Annotated in this window: 15 protein-coding genes; 11 read left to right on the forward strand and 4 right to left on the reverse strand. The window is 71.4% G+C overall.

Annotation, left to right across the window (positions count from 1 at the left end; translation table 11 throughout):
• Positions 1–141: 141 nt before the first annotated feature.
• The 5 genes from ACIOGX_RS09810 (at position 142) to ACIOGX_RS09830 (ending at position 3,824) form a co-directional block, all read left to right on the forward strand.
• Positions 142–645, forward strand: coding sequence for a pyridoxamine 5'-phosphate oxidase family protein (locus ACIOGX_RS09810; RefSeq protein ID WP_356507366.1), 504 nt, complete (start codon positions 142–144; stop codon positions 643–645).
• 196 nt (positions 646–841) lie between these two features.
• Positions 842–1,045 (forward strand): cold-shock protein, encoded by a 204-nt coding sequence (locus ACIOGX_RS09815; protein ID WP_015607926.1) that lies wholly within the window; start codon positions 842–844, stop codon positions 1,043–1,045.
• Between the two features lie 92 nt (positions 1,046–1,137).
• The gene (locus ACIOGX_RS09820) at positions 1,138–2,748 is read left to right on the forward strand and encodes a DEAD/DEAH box helicase (RefSeq protein WP_356507369.1); all 1,611 of its coding nucleotides are present in this window, start codon (positions 1,138–1,140) and stop codon (positions 2,746–2,748) included.
• Between the two features lie 261 nt (positions 2,749–3,009).
• Complete coding sequence (locus ACIOGX_RS09825) at positions 3,010–3,399, forward strand: ribonuclease domain-containing protein (RefSeq protein ID WP_383967383.1); 390 nt, start codon at positions 3,010–3,012, stop codon at positions 3,397–3,399.
• A 38-nt stretch (positions 3,400–3,437) separates the two neighbouring features.
• Entirely contained in the window at positions 3,438–3,824 is a 387-nt protein-coding gene (locus ACIOGX_RS09830; RefSeq protein WP_129769482.1) for a barstar family protein, read from the forward strand.
• 111 nt (positions 3,825–3,935) lie between these two features.
• On the opposite strand, the gene ACIOGX_RS09835 is transcribed toward ACIOGX_RS09830, so the two are convergent.
• Entirely contained in the window at positions 3,936–5,465 is a 1,530-nt protein-coding gene (locus ACIOGX_RS09835) for an ankyrin repeat domain-containing protein (protein ID WP_401911733.1), read from the reverse strand.
• A gap of 112 nt (positions 5,466–5,577) precedes the next feature.
• The gene (locus ACIOGX_RS09840) at positions 5,578–6,480 is read right to left on the reverse strand and encodes a hypothetical protein (protein ID WP_356507375.1); all 903 of its coding nucleotides are present in this window, start codon (positions 6,478–6,480) and stop codon (positions 5,578–5,580) included.
• 380 nt (positions 6,481–6,860) lie between these two features.
• On the opposite strand from ACIOGX_RS09840, the gene ACIOGX_RS09845 reads away from it, so the two are divergent.
• Together ACIOGX_RS09845 and ACIOGX_RS09850 are read left to right on the forward strand one after the other, a co-directional pair.
• The gene (locus ACIOGX_RS09845) at positions 6,861–7,688 is read left to right on the forward strand and encodes a serine protease (RefSeq protein WP_356507377.1); all 828 of its coding nucleotides are present in this window, start codon (positions 6,861–6,863) and stop codon (positions 7,686–7,688) included.
• Positions 7,689–7,848: 160 nt separating this feature from the next.
• On the forward strand, positions 7,849–10,974 hold the full coding sequence (locus ACIOGX_RS09850) for an endo-alpha-N-acetylgalactosaminidase family protein (protein WP_401911737.1): 3,126 nt from the start codon (positions 7,849–7,851) through the stop codon (positions 10,972–10,974).
• Between the two features lie 62 nt (positions 10,975–11,036).
• On the opposite strand, the gene ACIOGX_RS09855 is transcribed toward ACIOGX_RS09850, so the two are convergent.
• Positions 11,037–12,887 (reverse strand): beta-galactosidase family protein, encoded by a 1,851-nt coding sequence (locus ACIOGX_RS09855; RefSeq protein WP_401911740.1) that lies wholly within the window; start codon positions 12,885–12,887, stop codon positions 11,037–11,039.
• 233 nt (positions 12,888–13,120) lie between these two features.
• On the opposite strand from ACIOGX_RS09855, the gene ACIOGX_RS09860 reads away from it, so the two are divergent.
• From ACIOGX_RS09860 to ACIOGX_RS09875, 4 genes are all read left to right on the forward strand, one after another.
• Positions 13,121–14,032: an AraC family transcriptional regulator gene (locus ACIOGX_RS09860; protein WP_401911743.1), complete on the forward strand. Its 912-nt coding sequence runs from the start codon at positions 13,121–13,123 to the stop codon at positions 14,030–14,032.
• Positions 14,019–14,417, forward strand: a complete 399-nt coding sequence (locus ACIOGX_RS09865) for a chorismate mutase (protein ID WP_356507385.1) — start codon at positions 14,019–14,021, stop codon at positions 14,415–14,417. Before ACIOGX_RS09860 ends, ACIOGX_RS09865 begins: the two co-directional genes overlap by 14 nt.
• Positions 14,418–14,495: 78 nt before the next feature.
• Positions 14,496–16,988 (forward strand): aminopeptidase N, encoded by a 2,493-nt coding sequence (gene pepN / locus ACIOGX_RS09870; RefSeq protein ID WP_401911746.1) that lies wholly within the window; start codon positions 14,496–14,498, stop codon positions 16,986–16,988.
• A gap of 256 nt (positions 16,989–17,244) precedes the next feature.
• On the forward strand, positions 17,245–18,654 hold the full coding sequence (locus ACIOGX_RS09875) for a SidA/IucD/PvdA family monooxygenase (RefSeq protein ID WP_356507388.1): 1,410 nt from the start codon (positions 17,245–17,247) through the stop codon (positions 18,652–18,654).
• 19 nt (positions 18,655–18,673) lie between these two features.
• Here the strand turns inward: ACIOGX_RS09875 and ACIOGX_RS09880 are convergent, their stop codons facing one another.
• A complete protein-coding gene (locus ACIOGX_RS09880; protein ID WP_401911749.1) occupies positions 18,674–20,485 on the reverse strand; it encodes a 5'-nucleotidase C-terminal domain-containing protein in 1,812 nt (603 codons plus the stop codon).
• Between the last annotated feature and the right edge of the window lie 35 nt (positions 20,486–20,520).

Consider the following 20,520-nt stretch of genomic DNA (forward strand, 5'->3'; position numbering starts at 1 on the left):
TCCCCGGCGGCGGCACCCGGAGGTTCGTGGCACGCGGGCCGTGAAAGGTGGGTGAACCGTAAGAAGGCGGGTGGGCCGTAAGAAGGCGGGTGGCCGTAAAAGGCGACAGTAGATGTCCGGTATCCCGTGTTGGCTGGACGCATGACATTCACCTGGGCCGATTTCGTCTCGGCGGAGCCGCACTTCGCCGAGACCGTTCAGCGGCGATTCGAGCAGCACGTCCACCATGTCCTCGCGACGCTCCGCAAGGACGGCTCGCCGCGCCTGACAGGGCTCGAAGTCACCTTCCGATTCGGGGAGTTGTGGCTCGGCATGATGCCCAATTCGCTGAAAGCGCTCGATCTGGCGCGCGACCCGCGCTTCGCCCTGCACGCGAATCCGGGCGAGGGCAGTGAGATGGCCGACGGTGACGCCAAAATCGCCGGGCGGGCGGTCGAGATCACGGACGAGGAGACGCTCGTGCGGTTCGCGGCGGAGGTCGAACCTCCGCTTCCGTTCCATCTCTTCCGGGTGGACCTCGGTGAGGTGGTGTGGACCGGGCTGGACGGAGAGGACCTGGTCATGCGGATCTGGCGGCCGGACCGGCCGCTGCGCACCGTACGGCGCGGGTCCGGCGAGGGTCCGCCCCGGGAGGATCAGGGGTGATCGTTGCGCGGGCGCCGGGGCGTGCTAGGCTGACAGCGTTGCAGTTTTGGTACCCATGAACTTTATGTGCGCCTGACGGGAATGTTCCTCAGGCGCATTATTGTTTTTGCCGGCTTCTCCGGATGGGGCTCAATGCGGCGACGAGGAATCCGTAAAGTGCGGATTTCCGGCTCTGCACCTGTTTTAGGAGAATGACATGGCTACTGGCACCGTGAAGTGGTTCAACTCGGAAAAGGGCTTCGGCTTCATTGAGCAGGACGGCGGCGGCGCCGACGTCTTCGCCCACTACTCGAACATCGCCACCCAGGGCTTCCGTGAGCTCCAGGAGGGCCAGAAGGTCTCGTTCGACGTCACGCAGGGCCAGAAGGGCCCGCAGGCGGAGAACATCGTCCCGGCCTAATTTCCGGACGTGTACCTCGCAGCCGGGGCCCGCACCGTGCAGGTGCGGGTCCCGGCTCGCGCTGTTCTCAGGCCCAGGAAGGCTTTTTCCGAATGACTCGTTCCGAACGCCCGGCTCGCGCTGCCCGCCCCGCCGGCAAGCGCCCGGTGAACTCCCGCGCGAAGGCGCCCGCGAAGGGCTCGGCGAGGCCGGCCGCCCGCCGCCCCGCCGCGCGCCCGCAGGAGTTCACGCTGCCGGAGACCCTGACCCCCGCGCTGCCCGCCGTCGAGGCGTTCGACGAGCTGGACATGCCCGCAGGACTGCTCAAGACGCTCACCGCGCAGGGCGTGACCACCCCGTTCCCCATCCAGGGCGCGACGCTCCCCAACTCCCTCGCGGGCCGCGACATTCTGGGCCGTGGACGCACCGGCTCCGGCAAGACGCTCGCCTTCGGGCTGGCGCTGCTCGCCCGTACGGCCGGCCGGCGCGCTGAGCCGCGCGCCCCGCTCGCGCTGGTGCTCGTACCCACGCGTGAGCTGGCGCAGCAGGTGACCGACGCGCTGACCCCGTACGCCACCGCCGTCAATCTGAAGCTGACGACGGTCGTCGGCGGGCTCTCGATCAGCAAGCAGGCGGGGTCGCTGCGGCGCGGCGCCGAGGTGCTCGTCGCGACCCCTGGCCGGCTGAAGGACCTCATCGAGCGCGGCGACTGCCGGCTCGACCAGGTGTCGATCACCGTGCTCGACGAAGCCGACCAGATGGCCGACATGGGCTTCATGCCGCAGGTCACCGCGCTGCTCAAGCAGGTCGAGCCGGACGGGCAGCGGATGCTGTTCTCGGCGACGCTGGACAAGAACATCGACCGGCTCGTACGGCAGTACCTGACGGACCCGGTCGTGCACTCCGTCGACCCGTCGCAGGGCGCGGTCACGACGATGGAGCACCATGTGCTCTACGTCCTGGACGAGACGGACAAGAAGGAAGTCACCACGCGGATCGCGGCACGCGACGGCCGCGTGCTGCTCTTCCTGGACACCAAGCGGTCGGTGGACCGGCTGGTCAAGCGGCTGCTGGCGAGCGGCGTACGGGCCTCGGGGCTGCACGGCGGCCGGTCGCAGCCGCAGCGCAACCGGACGCTGGAACAGTTCAAGAACGGACTGGTCACCTGCCTCGTCGCGACGAACGTCGCGGCCCGCGGCATCCATGTCGACGATCTCGACCTGGTCGTGAACGTCGACCCGCCGGTCGACCACAAGGACTATCTGCACCGCGGCGGACGCACCGCGAGGGCGGGGGAGTCCGGCAGTGTCGTGACGCTCGTACTGCCCGAGCAGCGGCGCGAGATGACCCGGCTGATGTCGGACGCGGGGATCGCTCCCCGGTCCGCGCGGATCAAGTCCACGGACGAGGAACTGGCGACGCTCACCGGCGCGCGGGTGCCCTCCGGGGTGGCCGTCACCATCGAGGTGCCGCAGCAGCCGGTCCAGGCGAAGCCGAAGACGCGCGCGTCGCGCCCGGCCAGGAAGAACACCGGCGGGGGCGCGGGCGGCGGCGCGGCCGGTGGCACGGGCGGAGGCTCGGGCGCGGGCGGCGGCGCGACCCGCTCGGGCACCGGGGGCGGCGCGACCCGTCTCGGCGGCGCCTCGCGCGGCAGCCGTGGCAGCCGGGGCCGTCGCGGCCGTCCCGACCGCGGCGCCGAGGGCGGTCGCCGCACCGCGGCCTGACGCGGAAGCCGCGCGAGACGCTCTGAAGGTCCGCGTACCGCGAGGTCCGCGTATCGCGAGGTCCACGTACGAGGAACGGAAGCCCGGTACCGCGCTCCGCGCGCCACCGGGCTTCCGCGCGTCCGGGCCCGCGCGGGGGTGTCGTCCGGGCCCGCGCGGGGTGTACGAGGCGCTACGGAGACGGGCCGGTTGGTTAACTTCCCGGAAATTCCACGCAGTTGGCATTGACGTGTACGCGTCTACGCGCGTCATCATGGGGCCATGCGAATTCCCCCACGGATCGCCACCCTCGGTGGCATCGCCGCTCTGGTCTCGACCCTCCTCGTCGGCGGAGTCACCGCCACCGCCACCGCCGCCCCCACCGCGGTCGGCAGCATCTGCTACTCGCGGCTGCCTGTTCAGGCCCACGACACCCTCGACCTCATCGACCGGGGCGGGCCGTACCCGTACCCGCAGGACGGCGGTGTCTTCCAGAACCGGGAAGGCATCCTGCCGAGCCAGTCGAACGGCTACTACCACGAGTACACCGTCAAGACGCCCGGCTCCTCGAACCGCGGCGCGCGCCGCATCGTCACGGGCAACCGGAACAACGAGGACTACTACACCGCCGACCACTACGCGTCGTTCTCCCTCGTCAACCACAGCTGCTGACCGGTCGTCGACCGGAACCGGAAGGTAACCTCCGTCCCATGACGGTGACATATGTGATCGACGGGGCGGAGGTCACCGGCCTCGAACGCTTCTGGCAGGTGATCGGCGCGGCCGTGAACGGGCCGGGCGGGTACTTCGGGAGCAATCTCGACGCGCTCGCCGACTGTCTGCGCGGCGGGTACGGAACGCCGGACGACGGCGACTTCGTCATCGAATGGCGCCGGCACGAACTCTCGCGCCGCGCACTCGGCCAGGAGGAGACCGTGCGTACGCTCCAGCGGCGGCTGGAGCGTACGCACCCCGACAACAGGGCCGCCGTCCAGGCGCGGTTGGACGCTGTCCGGGCGGGCGGCGGTCCGACCGTCTTCGACGAACTGGTGCGACTGATCGAGGAAGAGGCACCCGGGGTGCTCCGGCTGCTCTGACTCCGGCTGCTCTGACTCCGGCTGCTCTGACTCCGGCTTCTTCGCTTCCGGGGCGTCCGGCTCCGGGGTCTTGGGCTCCGGGGCCTTGGGCTCCGACCTCTCCGGTCGTTCTCAGCGGCGGCGCGGGAGTGTCCGCTCCAGGCGCCGTCGCTCCGGGCCGTGCGGTACGTACCGCACGGCCTCCACCGCTGTCCTGCGCGCGTATCCCTCCGGGTCCTCGTCGCCGAGGATCCGGGCCAGTGCCTCGACCGCGCGCGGATCGCGGCGGGCCGCCAGCCCCTTCGCCGACTCGGCGGCCGTGCCCGCGTCCGGGTCGTCCAGCCGGGCCGCCAGCGCCTCGCGCAGCTCGGGCGTGTCCGCGTCCAGGCCCGCCAGCGCCACGACCGCGCGGTGTCTGACCGACGCGTCCGTGTCCCTGCTCAGCAGCGTCAGCGCCCACACCGCGTCGCGGTCGTCGCCCGGTACGAGCCCGGTCAGCGCGAGGGCCGCCCGGCGCCGTACCCCGGTGTCCGGGTGCCCGGTGTGGCGCAGGATCTCCGGGAGCGCCGCCGGGTCGCCGTACTGGCCGAGCGCCACCACGACCGCGCGGACCAGCTCAGGCTCCACGGCCCGCCGGGACAGTTCGCGCAGCAGCGGCACCGCGCGGGCGGCGAACGGACTCTCCCCGTCCGCCGCGCCCAGCCGCGCCAGCACATCGGCGGCGAAGGCCCGCCGCAGCGGCTCGTCGCCCGCGCACCACGCGGCGGCGGCCTGGAACGTCTCCTCGTCACGGCGCCGCCACAGCGCGGACACCGACTCCGTCCAGTCGTCCCTGCCGGGGTCCCCGCAGCGCAGCGCCCGCGCCGCCAGCTCCTCGTACGGCGTCGCCAGGCCCAGTTCCGTTTCGAGTATCGTCGCGACGGCCGCGTGCCCGGTCTGCTGCTCGCGGCCGGCCACCGGCTCGCCGTCCCTGAGCAGTTCGACGACGACGGTCTCCGAGCCGTCCTCCTCGATCCGGCGCGTCTCCGTCTCGTAACCGTCGCCGTACGCGCTCAGCAGCCCGGTCCGCAGCTCCTGTTCCACATCGCGGGTGAGCCAGCGCCGGGCCTCGGCGAGCGCGGCGTCGCGCGTCCGCGCGTACACGCCGTCGGGCGCGCCCGCGCCGTAGCGGAGCAGGACCCGCACGGCGGGCGCGGAGCCGCGGCGGGCGGCCAGCAGCAGCGGCGGTTCGCCCCCGGGGCCCGGCAGATCGGGGTCGGCGCCGTACTCCAGCAGCGCTTCGACCGTGTCCGCGAAGCCCTGCACGACCGCCCAGGAGACCGCGGTGAAGCCGAACTCCTCGCGGCCGTCGGGCGGGGCGCCGGCCGCGAGCAGGGCGCGGACCACCTCGGTGTGCCCGCCGCAGGCCGCCCCGCACAGCGGCAGATCACCGCCGTCCCGGCCGCTCGCCCGGCGGGGGTCGGCGCCCGCCGTGAGCAGCAGGCGTACGAGCCCCGGTTCGTCGCTGACCGCCGCGCGGTAGAGGATCGTTTCGCCGTCCCCGTCGGTCGACTCGGCGGAGACTCCGGCGCGGAGCAGCCGTACCACCGAGTCGTCGGCGCCACCGCCCACCGCCGTGAACAGTTCGTCGACGCCCGTGCCCGCTGTCGGCTCATTCGTCATGCTTCGACCCTACGTTCGCCGGGGACGCACCGTCGCCCGGGATACGCGGCGGCCCGGTTCCGCCCGGGAAACGGGGTGCGGGACACGGGGTGCGGGCAGGCGGCCCGTCCGCTCAGGTGTCGCAGTCCAGCACGCTCGCGCACAGTCCGCACCGCGCCCGCACCCGGCCGCGGACCGGCACCCGGATGCGCTGGAGGCAGGTGGGGCAGGGGAACGAGACGCGCAGACCGTCCGCCAGATGCTCGAAGGCGTACGGCGCGTACGGCGCGACGGGGGCGGTCGCGGCGCCCGGGTTCTCCAGCGCGTAGCGGCGGTCCTTGGCGTAGCGGTGCCGGCCCGACCAGCCGGCGGTGGTCAGCGGCGGCTGCTGCTCGTCACGCAGCGACTGCGCCCGGCCTTTCGTATACGACGTGTAGCCCTGCGGGCTGGTGAACCAGATCCGCGGGTCCTCGTCGAAGACGAGCGCGCGCTTGGCCAGGACGTAGCCGAACTCCTCGGGGGTGAGATAGCCGAGTTTCTGGCTGGAATCGCGGTCTTCGCGGTAGGCGTCCAGAAGGAGCCAGCCGGCGCCCAGATAGGTCGTGGCGGTGTCGGTGAGGATCTCGTTGTCGTGGGTGCCGGGGAAGGAGAGACCGAGGCGATGCAGCAGGACATGGGTGATCTCGTGGGCGAGCGCGGCGCCGATGTCCCTGCGGTGGGTACGGAAGCGGTTGTTCAGCTCGATGAAGTACTCCGGCCCCGCGGTCAGCTCGACGTTCGCCGCCTGCTTCATGTCGCGGAAGCTCACGATCACCCGTGCGTCCGGCAGCCGCAGCTGCTGGACCAGGGCGTGGGCCACGCGCTGGGTGCCCAGGTAGAGATCGTCCACGTCGGAGAAGGCGACATCGGCCGGGGCGACGCTGGCGGCGTACGCGCGGATTCCGTCGGCCGAGAGCCGCCGGTAGAGCGCCGTGATGGCCGCGCGCGCCGTGTCGAGATGCGGATAGCCGTGCTGGACCTCGCCGCCGTTCGTCACGTCCGTACCCCCTGCGTCCCGCGGTCCCGCGTCCGAGTCCTCCCGCGCGGGACGGCCGGGCCCGCTCGCGTCAACTCTACGTGGACACGCCGGGCGCCGGAGGGGCACGCCCGGCGGGTGCGTCCGATCAGCGGACGGCGCGTCTGACGGGCGGACGGCGCGTCTGATCGGTGGACGGCGCGTCCGGTCAGGGAACGCGCCGTCCGGTCAGGGGACAGTGGCCGAAGGGTGACCCTGCCGAGTGGCTGAAAGCAGGTTCTTGTGGCGCGGCTTATCCCCTCCGCATAATCCGGATCACGCTTTCTTGTCGGGCCCATGTCAGCGACTCGCAACGCGCGTTGATCCAGGCCCGCCTTGAGTGTGAATCCCTCAAGCCCCCCATGAAAGGCAGACCGTTGAGCATTCTGGGTGTCCTCAAGAGAACCGCCGCCGCCGGCACGGTCGTGCTCGCCGCCATCAGCCTCCAGCCGTCCTCCGCTTCCGCCGCGCCCGCGCCGGTCGCGCCCAAGACCCAGGCCGCGGCGCCGCTCGCACCTCCCGTCGTCGGCGGCACCCGCGCCGCCCAGGGCGAATTCCCCTTCATGGTCCGGCTCTCCATGGGCTGTGGTGGCGCGCTGTACTCCCCCACCGTCGTGCTGACCGCCGCGCACTGTGTGAGCGGATCCGGTAACAACACGAGCATCACCGCCACCGCCGGTGTCGTCGACCTCCAGAGCTCCAGCGCCATCAAGGTCAAGTCCACCAAGGTGCTCCAGGCCCCCGGCTACAACGGCGCGGGCAAGGACTGGGCGCTGATCAAGCTCGCCGCGCCCATCAACCTGCCGACCCTGAAGATCGCCACCACCACGCAGTACAACACCGGCAACTTCACCGTCGCCGGCTGGGGTGCGGCCACCGAGGGCGGCGCCCAGCAGCGCTACCTCCTCAAGGCCACCGTCCCGTTCGTCTCCGACGCCAGCTGCAACTCGTCGTACGGCGGCGAGATCATAACGGGCGAGGAGATCTGCGCCGGGTTCGCCCAGGGCGGCACGGACACCTGCCAGGGTGACTCGGGCGGTCCGATGTTCCGCAAGGACAACGCCGGAGCCTTCATCCAGGTCGGCATCGTGAGCTGGGGCAACGGCTGCGCCCGGCCCAACTACCCCGGTGTCTACACCGAGGTCTCGACCTTCGCCTCCCAGATCGCCTCGGCCGCGTCGACTCTCTGACGTGACACCGTAGGACCCCGGGGCGGGGCAGATGGCCGGACGCGTTAGTCCAACATCTGCCCCGCCTTTGTCCATGGGCGCGCTCGCACCTCGCGACGGAGATTGACGTGCACGGATCCCCGCATCCGTAGGTCGAATCCGTGAACGAAGAGGAGCGAGCGTGTACGTCAACGCAGCAGACCGCGGCCCCCGCCGCAGAACCGTCGTCGCCGCCACCGCACTCGCGGGCGCCGGCGTCGCTCTCGGCGCGTCCCCCGCCCTGGCTTCCGGCCCGTCACCGTCCGGCGGGGCGCGGGAGACCGTGCTCCGCTCCCGGGAGCTGGAGGTACGGGTCGACAGCGGCTTCCCGCGCGTCGTCTCGTACACCGGCCGGGAGACCGGCGCCGTGCTGTACGGGCAGCGCGACCCGGTCGCCTCCGTACGGATCGACGGTACGGACCACACCCCGGCGGTGCGCACCCGGAACGCGCGGAACGGGAGCGGCCGGATCGCGTACACCCTCGCCTTCGACGGCGGCACCGAGATCGACGTCGAGATCACGGTCTCCGGATGGCGCGTCGACTGGCGGGTCACCCGGATCGCCGATACCCCCGCCCTGCGCGTCGGCACCCTGGAACTGCCCGAGCTGGCGCTGCTGTCCGTACGCTCCGACCAGCCCGGCGCCGTACTGCTCACCGCACGCATCGAACTGGACAAGGCCGAGAGCGGCGACACACTGACCGCGATCGGCGGCGACACCCCGGAACGCGCTCCGGCGGGCTGTGCCTACGCCGTCGTCGTGCACGACCGGCTCGGCGGCGCGGTCGAGACCAACACCGTCTACGACCGGCCCGCCGACACGCCGGGCGCCACCTGGGACAACGGCCGGCTGTGGCATCACGTCGTGCGCGCCGACGACGGGGGGACGGAAGGGCGGCTGCGGTGCGGGCAGTGGACCCACCGCGCGGCGAACTCCCCCGTGGAGGCCACCGAACCGCTGCCGTACGCCACGGTCGTCGTCACCGGGACACGTGACGACGCGGGCGCGGGCGGAGCGGGCCGCGCCGTCGACTGGCAGGACGCGGCCACCGCCTTCCGCGACATCATGGTCAGCCCGCTCGGCGCCGACCGGCAGCATCTGCGGGTCGTCCCGCACATCCCGTTCAACTTCGCCAGCCAGGCCACCAATCCGTTCCTCGCCACCCTCGACCAGGTCAAGCGGATCTCGCTGGCCACCGACGGGCTGCGGCAGTACACCCTGCTCAAGGGCTACCAGTCGGAGGGCCATGACTCGGCGCACCCCGACTACGCGGGCAACTACAACCAGCGCGCCGGCGGCCTCGACGACCTCAACACCCTGGTCAGGGAGGGCAGGAAGTGGCAGTGCGACTTCGGGGTGCATGTCAACGCCACCGAGTCCTACCCCGTCGCCCACGCCTTCTCCGAAACGCTCGTGGACAAGAACGACCCGCAGTGGGACTGGCTCGACCAGAGCTACCGCATCGACGCCCGCCGCGATCTGGTCTCCGGTGACATCATCAAGCGCTTCCAGGACCTGCGCGACCAGACCGACCCCGCGCTGAACACCCTCTACATCGACGTCTTCAAGGAGTCCGGCTGGAACTCCGACCGGCTCCAGCGCGCGCTGCGCGAACAGGGCTGGCAGATCACCACGGAGTATGGCCACGGCCTGGAGCGCTCGTCGCTCTGGACGCACTGGGCGACCGAGACCGACTACGGCTCCGCCGACACCTCCCGGGGCGTCAACTCCCAGCTGATCCGGTTCATCCGCAACCACCAGAAGGACGTCTTCGCCGACAAGTGGCCGACACTGCTCGGCATCCCGAGGATGGGCGGCTTCGAGGGCTGGGTCGGCAAGACCGACTGGACGGCCTTCTACCGGCTGATCTGGACCCACTCCCTGGCCGCGAAGTACCTCCAGGCGTATCCGATCGCGCGCTGGAGCGAGCACGAGATCCGCCTCTCAGGACCGACACGGACGGTCGTCTCCGACGCGGACGGCACCCGCCGCATCACGACCGACGGACGGGTCGTGTACGAGGGCGGACGCTATCTGCTGCCCTGGGAACCGCGCCGGGCGACCGACCCGGACAAGCTCTACCACTACAACCCGGAGGGCGGCAGCAGCGACTGGCGGCTGCCGCGCGGCTGGGCGGGCCTGTCGAAAGTGGCCCTCTACCGGCTCACCGACCAGGGCCGGGTCCATGTGCGCGACCTACCGGTACGGGGCGGCCGGGTCACGCTCGACGCCGAGGCGGGACAGCCGTACGTGCTGTACCGGAGCCGGGCCGGGCGGAAGCCCGCGGACCCGGACTGGGGCCAGGCCACCCCGCTGCACGACCCGGGCTTCCACTCCGGCTCACTGGACGGCTGGACGGTCAGCGGCCCGGCGACCGTGGAACGCAGCGCCCTCGGCGACTACGAGCTGGTGATCGGCGCGGGCGCGGAGGCGGCGGTCGGCCAGCGTCTGGAGCGGCTCGCGCCCGGCACATACGCGGCGTCCGTACAGGTCGAGGTGGGGGAGACGGCCGGGCTCCGGCGCAGGGCCGCCCTGGAGGTACGGACCGCCGACGGCGTCACGGCCGTGAACTGGACCGACGTCTCCACCGCGGCCAACTACGTCGCCGCCGACCGTAAGCACGGCACCCGCTTCCAGCGGATGTTCACCCACTTCACGGTCCCGGAGGGCGGCGGCCCGGTCCGGCTCACGCTGCGGGCGGCGGAGGGCGACGCGCGGGTGCGCTTCGACAACGTACGGATCGTCCGCGCGCGGCCGGCCGCCAAGCCGGGCACGCTGGCCTTCGAGGACTTCCAGAACGTGCCGCAGGGATGGGGTGTCTTCGTGAAGGGCGACGCGGGCGCCGTCACCGACCCCCGTACGCATATCGCGCAGCGGCACGCGCCGTTCACCCAGCGGGGCTGGAACGGCAAGGCGATCGACGATGTCATCGACGGCACCGAATCGCTCAAGTCGCGCGGCGAGAACGGGGGAGTGGTCTACCGGACCGTCCAGCACACCGTCCGCTTCGAGCCGGGGCGGCGCTACCGGGTCTCGTTCCGGTACGAGAACGAGAAGGCGGGCCAGTACGCCTGGGTCACGGCCGTGGACGAGCCGGAGGCGCGGGAGCTGACACGTGAGGACCTGCCCGTCGCGACCGAACCGACCGTGCTGAGCTACGAGTTCACCGCGCCCGAGCGGGGCGGGGCGTGGGTGGGGCTGCGCAAGACGGGCGACGACGGGAAGGCGGAGTTCGTGCTCGACGCGTTCGAGGTATGGGAGGCGTAGGGCGCGGAGAAGGGGCCGGTCCCGGGCACACCGCCGGGACCGGCCCCTCCGTACGTCCGGACCTACTCGTCGGACAGGGCCTCGGACAGGACCTCGTACGGGGACTCGTACGGGGCCTCGCACGGGGCGAGCTGTACGTACGGGGCACCCGCGGCCTCCAGCTCCAGCACCCACACCTCGTTGCCGCCCTCGCGCAGCACCGGACCCGGCACGTACAGCGAATCCTGCGGGCCCCGCGACCAGTAGCGGCCCAGGCAGTGGCCGTTCACCCAGACGAAGCCCCGGGTCCAGGAGGGGAGCGTGAGCCGGGCGTCGCCCGCGCCCGCGACCTCGAAGGCGGCGCGGTGGAGCCCCCGTCCCGCGTCGGGCCCCCATCCCGCCCCGCCGTCCGCCCCGCCGTTTGGTGCGCGGAACGTGGCGCGGAACGGGATCCCCGCCACCGCCCGCGCGTCGTCGAAGGCGTCGAGACGCAGGCCCCGGGCCCGTACGCCGTGCAGATACTGACGTTCGTGCAGCACCCCGCCCGTGATGCCCTTGGACTCGCCGAGCCGCCGCCCGTAGTTGACCCGGCCCAGCGACTCGACCCAGATCTCGACGGACGCGGGCCCGGCCACCGGCTTCGCCAGGGCCGCGGTCTCGCCGTCGAGCACCTCCGCCCGTACCCCGTCCACGTACACCACGGCCAGATCGCGCAGCCCGGCCAGTGTGAGGGTCAGGGGCGCACGGGGGCCCGGGACCTCCAGCCGGTAGCGCACCAGACCGCGGTCCACCCCCAGCTCCTCGAAGGTGGGCGGCAGCGCCGTCTCCGACTCGGGGCCGCCGAGGCACTCCACGACCTCGTCCAGCGGCGCCCACGCGGTGAACTCCGCGCGTACGGGACCGGCCAGGGCGGGCGGCGGCTGCGGCGGTTCGGGCAGCGGGCCGCTCCCGTACTCCGCCAGCACCTCGCGGAACCGCCAGAACTTCTCCGTCGGCCGGCCCGCCTCGTCGACCGGCGCGTCGTAGTCGTACGAGGTGACGTCCGGTGTGAGCGCCCCGTCGGCCAGCTCCCCGGCCCGGTTGGCGCCCGCCCAGCCCGCGAGGTTCGTACCGCCGTGCGCCATGTACACATTGACCGAGGCGCCGGACTCCAGGATCTCGCGCAGCGCGCCGGCCGCGTCCGCCGGATCCCGTACGACATGCTCACCGCCCCAGTGGTCGAACCAGCCGCACCAGAACTCCATGCACATCAGCGGCCCGTCGGGGCGGTGCCCGCGCAGGGTCTCGAAGGCGGCGCGGGCACCCGAGCCGAAGTTGACCGTCGCCGCCAGCCCGGGGACCGAACCGCCGGTGAGCATATGGTCCTCGGGGCCGTCCGAGGTGACCAGCGGTACGGAGATCCCGCAGGCCCGGGTCAGCTCGGTCAGCCGGGCCAGATAGACCTGGTCGGAGCCGTAACTCCCGTACTCGTTCTCGACCTGCACCATGATCACCGGGCCGCCCTCGCCGATCTGGCGCGCGGCGACCTGGGGGAGCAGCTCGCGGTACCACCGCTCCACCTGCGCCAGATACGCGGGGTCCCTCGTCCGTACGCGCGCGCCCAGCGGGCCGGTCAGCCAGTGCGGCAGCCCGCCGTTGTCCCACTCGGCGCAGATGTACGGGCCCGGCCGCACGATCGCCCACAGCCCCGCCTCGCGCACGGCGTCCAGGAACCGGCCGAGCGCGGACACGTCGTGGTAGCGACCGCGCTCCGGCTCGTGCAGATTCCACGGGACGTAGGTCTCGACGCAGTTGAGGCCCATGGCGCGCAGCATCCCGAGCCGGTGGCCCCACAGCTCCTCATGGACCCGGAAGTAGTGCAGCGCCCCGGAAAGCAGCCGCACCGGCCGTCCGTCCAGCAGAAAGTCCTCGTCCCCCACCATGAACTCAGCCACCGACTCAGTCACCGTCCCCGCTCTCCCGTCCCGCGTTCGTCGTCGTGTCGTCGCGTCTTCTTCGTGTCTTCTCCGTCCGGTTTCCGGACCGCGGTCCACCCTCTCCCTCTGGCGGTGGCACGGTCCATGGACAAAGATCACCTCTGGTTGGACGCATGGGGCGCCCGGAGCGCGCCCGGAGCGCGGCCGGACGACCGGACGAACGGACCGACGGACTGGTGAGGTGGGAGCGGATGTATCACACCTGGATGCGGTACTTCACCCCCGGCCCGGTCCACCACCGGCTCGGGCTCGTCTGCCTCGGCGTCGGGCTTCAGCACGGCCGCCTGCCGACGGTCGGACCGCGCACCCTCGATCACCATGTGGCCGTGGTGATCAGCGCGGGCAGCGGCTGGTTCCGCGCGGCCGACGGGCGGCGCACCCCCGTCATCGCGCCCGCGCTGCTCTGGCTGACCCCCGGCACCGCCCACCACTACGGGTGCGACGAGGAGCACGGCTGGGACGAGAGCTTCGTCGACTTCACCGGCCCCGCCACCGCCACGTACACGGAGCTGGGCTATATCGAGCCGGCCCGGCCCGTCGTACCGCTCTCCGACGCGACGGGCGCACGGGCGGCCGTCGCGCGTATCGCCCGCGCCGCCCGCCGGGGCAACCCGCTGCTCGAAGTGGAGACCGGCGCCGCCGTGCACGAACTGCTCGTCGCGCTGCGCCGCGCCCGCGCCGACACCGACGCCGAGGGCGATCCGGTCCTCCAGGCCCTGGCCCGCGACGCCTGCCGGACGCTCTCCGTCGCCGAGCACGCGGCCCGCCACGGCATGACCCCCGCCGAACTGCGCACGGCCGTACGCAGAGCCGCCGGGTGCAGCCCCAAGGACTACCTGCTGGGCATCCGCCTCGGCCGCGCCAAAGAACTGCTCGCCGGGACGGAACTGCCGGTCGGGGCGGTCGCCCGGCGCGTCGGGTACGACGACCCGGCCTATTTCTCACGGCTGTTCACCCGCCGTGTCGGTATCCCGCCCATCCGCTTCCGCGAGCGGCAGGGGCGCATCGTACCCGGCGGCTGGAGCAACGAGATCCCGCATCCTGATCACCCGCCGACCATCGCGCCGCGCTCATCTACGCTGCTGGACCATGACCACGAGTGACCCCGGCACCGACCACACCGAGACGGACCACACAGGCACGGCCGGCCGAGGAGCCGACGGAACCGGCGGGCCCGGCCTCGACGAGGCGGTGCGAGACGAGCTGAACCGCCTCCGCGAGTCCATCGACAACATCGACGCGGCCGTCGTCCATATGCTCGCCGAACGCTTCAAATGCACCCAGCAGGTCGGCGTCCTCAAGGCCGAACACCGGCTGCCGCCCGCCGACCCGGCCCGCGAGGCCCGCCAGATCACCCGGCTCAGGCAACTCGCCGAGAGCGCCAGACTGGACCCGGTCTTCGCCGAGAAGCTCCTCAACTTCATCATCGCCGAAGTGATCAGGCACCACGAGACGATCGCGGACGAGGCACGCGGCAACACCGGCTGACGGCCCCCGCCGCCCGTGCGCTCAGAGCGCAATGAACCCTGATGCGCCGCTCGCGGCAGATCGGGCAGCATGGCCCCCATGTCCGTACTGACGCGCGACGAAGCGCAGACCCGAGCCCAGTTCCTCGACGTCCACCGGTACACGATCGCACTCGATCTGACCACCGGCGAGGACACCTTCGACTCCCGCACCGTCATCACCTTCACCGCGCGGGCCGCCGGAGACACGTTCGTCGAACTCAAGCCCGCCACCCTGCGCTCCGTCACCCTCGACGGCCGGCCCCTCGACCCCGCCGCGCTCGTCGGGAACCGGCTCCCGCTCACCGGCCTGACCGCCGGGGAGCACGAGCTGCACGTCGACGCCGCCATGCGGTACTCCCGTACCGGCGAGGGCATGCACCGCTTCACCGACCCCGCCGACGGCGAGACCTACGTCTACACCCAGCTGTTCATGGACGACGTCCAGCGGGTCTTCGCGGCCTTCGACCAGCCCGACCTCAAAGCCGTCTTCGAGCTGACCGTCACCGCGCCCGACGACTGGACCGTCCTCGGCAACGGCGTCGCGACCCGGACCGAGGGACGCCACTGGACCGTCGCCGCCACCCCGCTCATCTCCACCTATCTCGTCGCGGTCGCCGCCGGGCCCTGGCACTCCGTACGCACCGAGCACGCCGGACTGCCCTTCGGCATCCACTGCCGGCGCTCCCTCGCACCCCATCTCGACGCCGACGCCGACGAGATCCTCGACATCACCCGCGCCTGCTACGACCGGTACCACGAGAAGTTCACCGAGCCGTACCCCTTCGACTCGTACGACCAGGCGTTCGTCCCCGAATTCAACGCCGGCGCCATGGAGAACCCCGGACTCGTCACCTTCCGCGACGAGTTCGTCTACCGCTCCGCCGTCACCGACACCGAACGCCAGACCCGCGCCATGGTCATCGCCCACGAGATGGCCCACATGTGGTTCGGCGACCTCGTCACCCTCGCCTGGTGGGACGACATCTGGCTGAACGAGTCCTTCGCCGAGTACATGGGCTACCAGACCCTCACCGAGGCGACCCGCTTCACCGACACCTGGGTCGACTTCGGCATCGGCCGCAAATCCTGGGGATACGACGCCGACCAGCGGCCCTCCACCCACCCCGTCGCCCCCGACCCCGACGCCGTCCCCGACACCGCCTCCGCGCTGCTCAACTTCGACGGCATCTCCTACGCCAAGGGCGCCTCCGCCCTGCGCCAGCTCGTCGCCTGGCTCGGCGAGAAGGACTTCCTCGCCGGCATCAACACCCACTTCGCCCGGCACAAGTTCGCCAACGCCACCCTCGCCGACTTCATCGACTCCCTCGCCCACGCCACCGACCGTGACGTGCACGCCTGGGCCGAGCGGTGGCTGCGCACCACGGGCGTCGACACCCTCACCCCCCGGATCTCCGGAACCGGCAGCGGCTGGACCCTCGACGTCGGACGCGACGGCAGCCGCCCGCACCACGTCACCGTCGGCGCCTACGACCTCGACCCCGCCGACCCGGCCCGGCTGATCCGGCGCGACCTCCTCGAACTCGACCTGCCGCTGACCGCACCCGTCACCGCCGCCGGCCATCGCCCCGCCCTCGTCGTCCTCAACGACGGCGACCTGACCTACGCCAAGATCCGGCTCGACACCGCGTCCTGGGACACCGCCCTGAGCGCCCTGTCCGGCATCCCCGACCCGCTGACCCGCGCCGTCATCTGGAACGCCGCCCGCGACATGGTCCGCGACGGCGACCTCGCCGCCACCGCCTACCTGGACGCCGCCCGCGCCCATCTGCCGCGCGAGACGGACCTCGCACTCGTCCAGGGCGTCCTGGCCTTCGCCGCCGCCCAGATCACCGACCGCTATCTGTCCGACACCGACCGCCCGGCCGCGCTCGCCACCCTCACCGCGATCTCCCGCGACCTGATCCGCCGCACCGAGGACGGCGAGAACCCCGGGCTGCGCCTCACCGCCGTACGCCACTTCATCGACGCCGCCACCCAGCCCGACGCCCTCCAGGAGTGGCTGGAATCCGGCGGTGTACCCGGCGGCCCCGAACTCGACCCCGAACTCCGCTGGCGCGTCCTCACCCGGCTCGCCGTCCTCGGCGCCGTCGGCCCCGCCGCCATCGACGCCGAACTGGCACGCGACCCCAGCGCCACCGGCCAGGAAGGCGCGGCCCGCTGCCACGCCGCACTGCCCGACCCCGGGGCCAAGGCCCGCGCCTGGGCCCGGCTCTTCGAGACGGACGACCTCTCCAACTACCTCTTCACCGCCACCGCCCAGGGCTTCTGGCAGCCCGAACAGGCCACGCTGGTACGGGAGTACGTGCCCCGCTACTACACCGAGGCCGTCGCACTCGCCGACCGGCGAGGACCGGCCATCGCCGACGCCGCGGGCCGCTACGCCTTCCCGCTGTACGCGGTCGACGAGGAGTCCCTGCGTCTCGGCCGGAAGTGCCTGGACGGCGCGGAGATGATCCCGGCGCTGCGCCGCAAGCTCGTCGACCAGCTCGACGACCTGCACCGGGCGCTGCGGGTCCGTACCGCCTCCTGAGCCTCCGGCTCCACCCGGCCGGCCACCCGGCCGCCGGTTCCGGGCCAGGGCCGGTGGTGCATCCGCCCGTGATCCGGCGTACGCCTACACGCTCACACGCGTCGCGTACGCCGGATCCACGAGCGTTTTCAGCCGACTTCCCGTGTCCTGCGCCGGGCGCCAATACCCCTCGCGGGCGGGCTCGTTGTGCTCCGTAGGCACCACCTCCGACCCCCGGACCCCCGGGTGCCCGACTCGTGGAAGGCAGCACCCGCCGATGATCGCCCAGCCAACCGACCTCAACCAGCCCTGCGACCTGGTGGGTGTCGGCATCGGCCCGTTCAATCTCTCCCTGGCCGCCCTCGCCGACGGAATCCGCGGCGGACTCGCCACCACCTTCTTCGACCAGAACCCGTTCTTCCGCTGGCACCCCGGCCTGCTCATCGACGGCGCCAGCCTCCAGGTCCCCTTCCTCGCCGACCTGGTCACCCTCGCCAACCCCGCCAGCCCCTGGTCCTTCCTCAGCTACCTCCGGGCCCGCGACCGGCTCTTCCCCTTCTACTTCGCCGAGCGCTTCCACATCCAGCGCGCCGAGTACGACGCGTACTGCCGCTGGGTCAGCGAACAGCTCCCCGGACTCCACTTCGGCCATCAGGTCGACGCCGTCCGCTGGAACCCCGAACGCGACCTGTTCGAAATCGACTTCACCCAGCTCGACCAGGACGGCGAGGTCGAAGCCCTCGGCCGCGCCCACGCCCGCCACATCGCCCTCGGCATCGGCACCGAGCCGTACATCCCCGAGCCGCTCAAACTCCTCGTCGAAACCCCCGCCGCGCCGGTCATCCACTCCGCCGACTATCTCGACCACCGCGACCGGCTGCTCGCCGCGGGACACGTCACCGTCATCGGATCAGGACAGTCCGGCGCCGAGATCTTCCTCGACCTGCTGCGCGCCAGGCCCACCGGGGCCGAGAAGATCCACTGGCTGGCCCGCACCGAAGCCTTCGCGCCCATGGAGTACTCCAAGCTCGGCCTGGAACACTTCACCCCCGACTACACCCGCTACTTCCACGCCCTGCCCGAGCACGTACGCGACGACCTGATCCCCCGGCAGTGGCAGCTCCACAAGGGCATCGACGCCGCCACCATCGCCGCCATCCACGACGAGCTGTACCGGCGCACCCTGCACGGCGGCTGGCCCGACGCCGTCCTCACCCCCGGAGTCTCCGTCCGCACCGCGGGACGCGTCGCCACGACGAAGATCGAACTCCATCTGGAACACGCCCAGCAGGCATCCAGGTCCCGGCTCACCACCGACGCCGTCGTCCTCGCCACCGGCTACCGGGAGCGCCCCCTCGACCGGATCCTCGCCGGACTCGACCCGTACATGCGCCGGGACAGCTCGGGCCGCCCCCGGATCGACCAGCACCACCGGATCACCCTGGACCCCGGAGTCACCGGCTCCGTCTACGTCCAGAACGGCGAACGGCACACCCACGGCGTCGGCGCGCCCGACCTCGGGCTCGCGGCCTGGCGCAGCGCCACCATCCTCAACCACCTCACCGGCAAGGAGTCCTACCACCTTCCCCGGCGCACCGCGTTCACCAGCTTCGGACTCGACGGACGGGACCGGACCCGCACGGTGCCCGCACCGAGGGGTCTGGTCCCGCTCACCGAAGTACGCTGACGGAAGCCGCCGTGAACGGTCAGAAGACCGGCGTACCGTCCCGCGTCAGCTTCCAGTCCACCGAGGCGAACGCCGCCGGGTCGACCGTGCCCGTCGACTGCACCCACCCGATGATCGTGTTGCGGATCTCGTCCGAATTGGCCCACAGCTGCTGCGCGGCGGCCACATGCGGGAAGTTCCCGCCGCCGCTCGCCCGGTAGTTGTTGACCGCCAGCACGAACTTCGCCGCCGGGTCCAGATCCTTGCCCTCGAACCTGAGGTTCACGATCCGCGACCCGGCCGGCTTCGCTATGTCGATCTCGTACGTCAGACCGGACACGACGTCGTAGTTGTAGTCCGGCGTGTTGTCGGCGTTCGTCAGCTTCGACGTGTCCACCGGCGCACCCGCCGCCGTCTGCACGTAATACCGCGCCGAGAACTCCAGATACGCCTTGATCTGCGCGCCGGTCAGCAGCCGCGCCTCCATCGTGTTCTCGAACGGGTACAGCCCCGCCGCGTCCTTGATGGTCACATCGCCCGCCGGGATGCCCGCCGTACGCGAGAAGCACGACGCCTGCGACAGCACCGGCAGCGCCGCCCACTCGCCGCCCGCCAGCGCCGCCTTCACCGTCTCCGTCTGCACGTGATTGATCAGATCGATGATCGGCTCGTCCTTCCACGGCGCGTCGACCGTGGACATGGCCGCCGTGGACGTACCGATCACCTGATTGACATACGCCACGACCTTGCGGTGCTCGTCCGAGAGCAGCCGGGTGATCTTCTTGTCCTCGGGGACCGTATTGGAGTTGAGGACCTGCGAGCCGACCTTCTCGACCGTCCAGGAACCCCGCTCCCACACCAGATCGAAATCGAAGAGCGTCAGCCGCTGGCCCCACTTGAGCGGCTCGGACAGGACGACGTCCTTGCCCGTCTTCTTGTTGACCACCCGGCGCTCCGGGATCTCCGCGTGCGCGTGGCCCACCAGGATCGCGTCGATCCCCGGCACCTGCTCCGCCACCAGCGTCGCGGCGTTCTCCACATACGGCACCTGGTCGCCGTACGACGACGTCCCGCTCGTACCGGAGTGCGCGGAGACGATGACCACATCCGCGCCCATCGAACGCAGCTTCGGCACCCACTTCGCGGCCTGCTCCTCCAGACCCGGGAACGTCATCTTCCCCTGGACGTTCGCCTTGTCCCAGATCGCGATGCCCGGGTTCGTCAGCCCGAGGATCGCCACCCGTACATCACGGCCGTGCGGCGTCCGCAGCTTCTTGATCACATACGGCGCGAAAGCCGGCTTCAGCGTCTTCGCGTCCAGCGCGTTGGCACCGAGCAGCGGGAAACGGCACTGCTCCTCGAACTTCCGCAGCACGGGAATGCCGTAATTGAACTCATGGTTGCCGAGCGCCGCCGCGTCATAACCGATCGCGTTCATCGCCTGCGCCATCGGATGCACCGGACCGCGCTTCGCGGTGATCGGGTCGATCTTGGCGTAGTAGTACGACAACTGGGTGCCCTGAATGGTGTCACCCGCGTCGATCAGCAGCGTGTTGTGGCGGCCCTTCTCCTCGCGGATCCGGTCGACCAGAGTGGAGATCTTCGCCAGCCCGACATCGTTGTGAGCGGAGTCGTCGAACTCCTTGTCGGTGAAGTAGTCCCAGTTGAAGACATTGCCATGCAGATCGGTGGTCCCCAGCACGGTGAACGAGTACCGCTTGCGCGGACGTCCAGCGACGGGACCATGAGCCTGGCCGGTGGCCTCCGCCGGGACCGTCGCCCCGCCCACCAGCGCCACACCCGCGCCGGCGACAGCCGAACTGCCCAGGAACGTCCTACGGTTCAGCGGCATTTCCTTCTCTTCTCCCTCGATCTGTTTCTCTTCGA

Origin of the sequence: Streptomyces sp. NPDC088147 (assembly GCF_044741565.1) — a bacterium.
GTDB lineage: Bacteria > Actinomycetota > Actinomycetes > Streptomycetales > Streptomycetaceae > Streptomyces.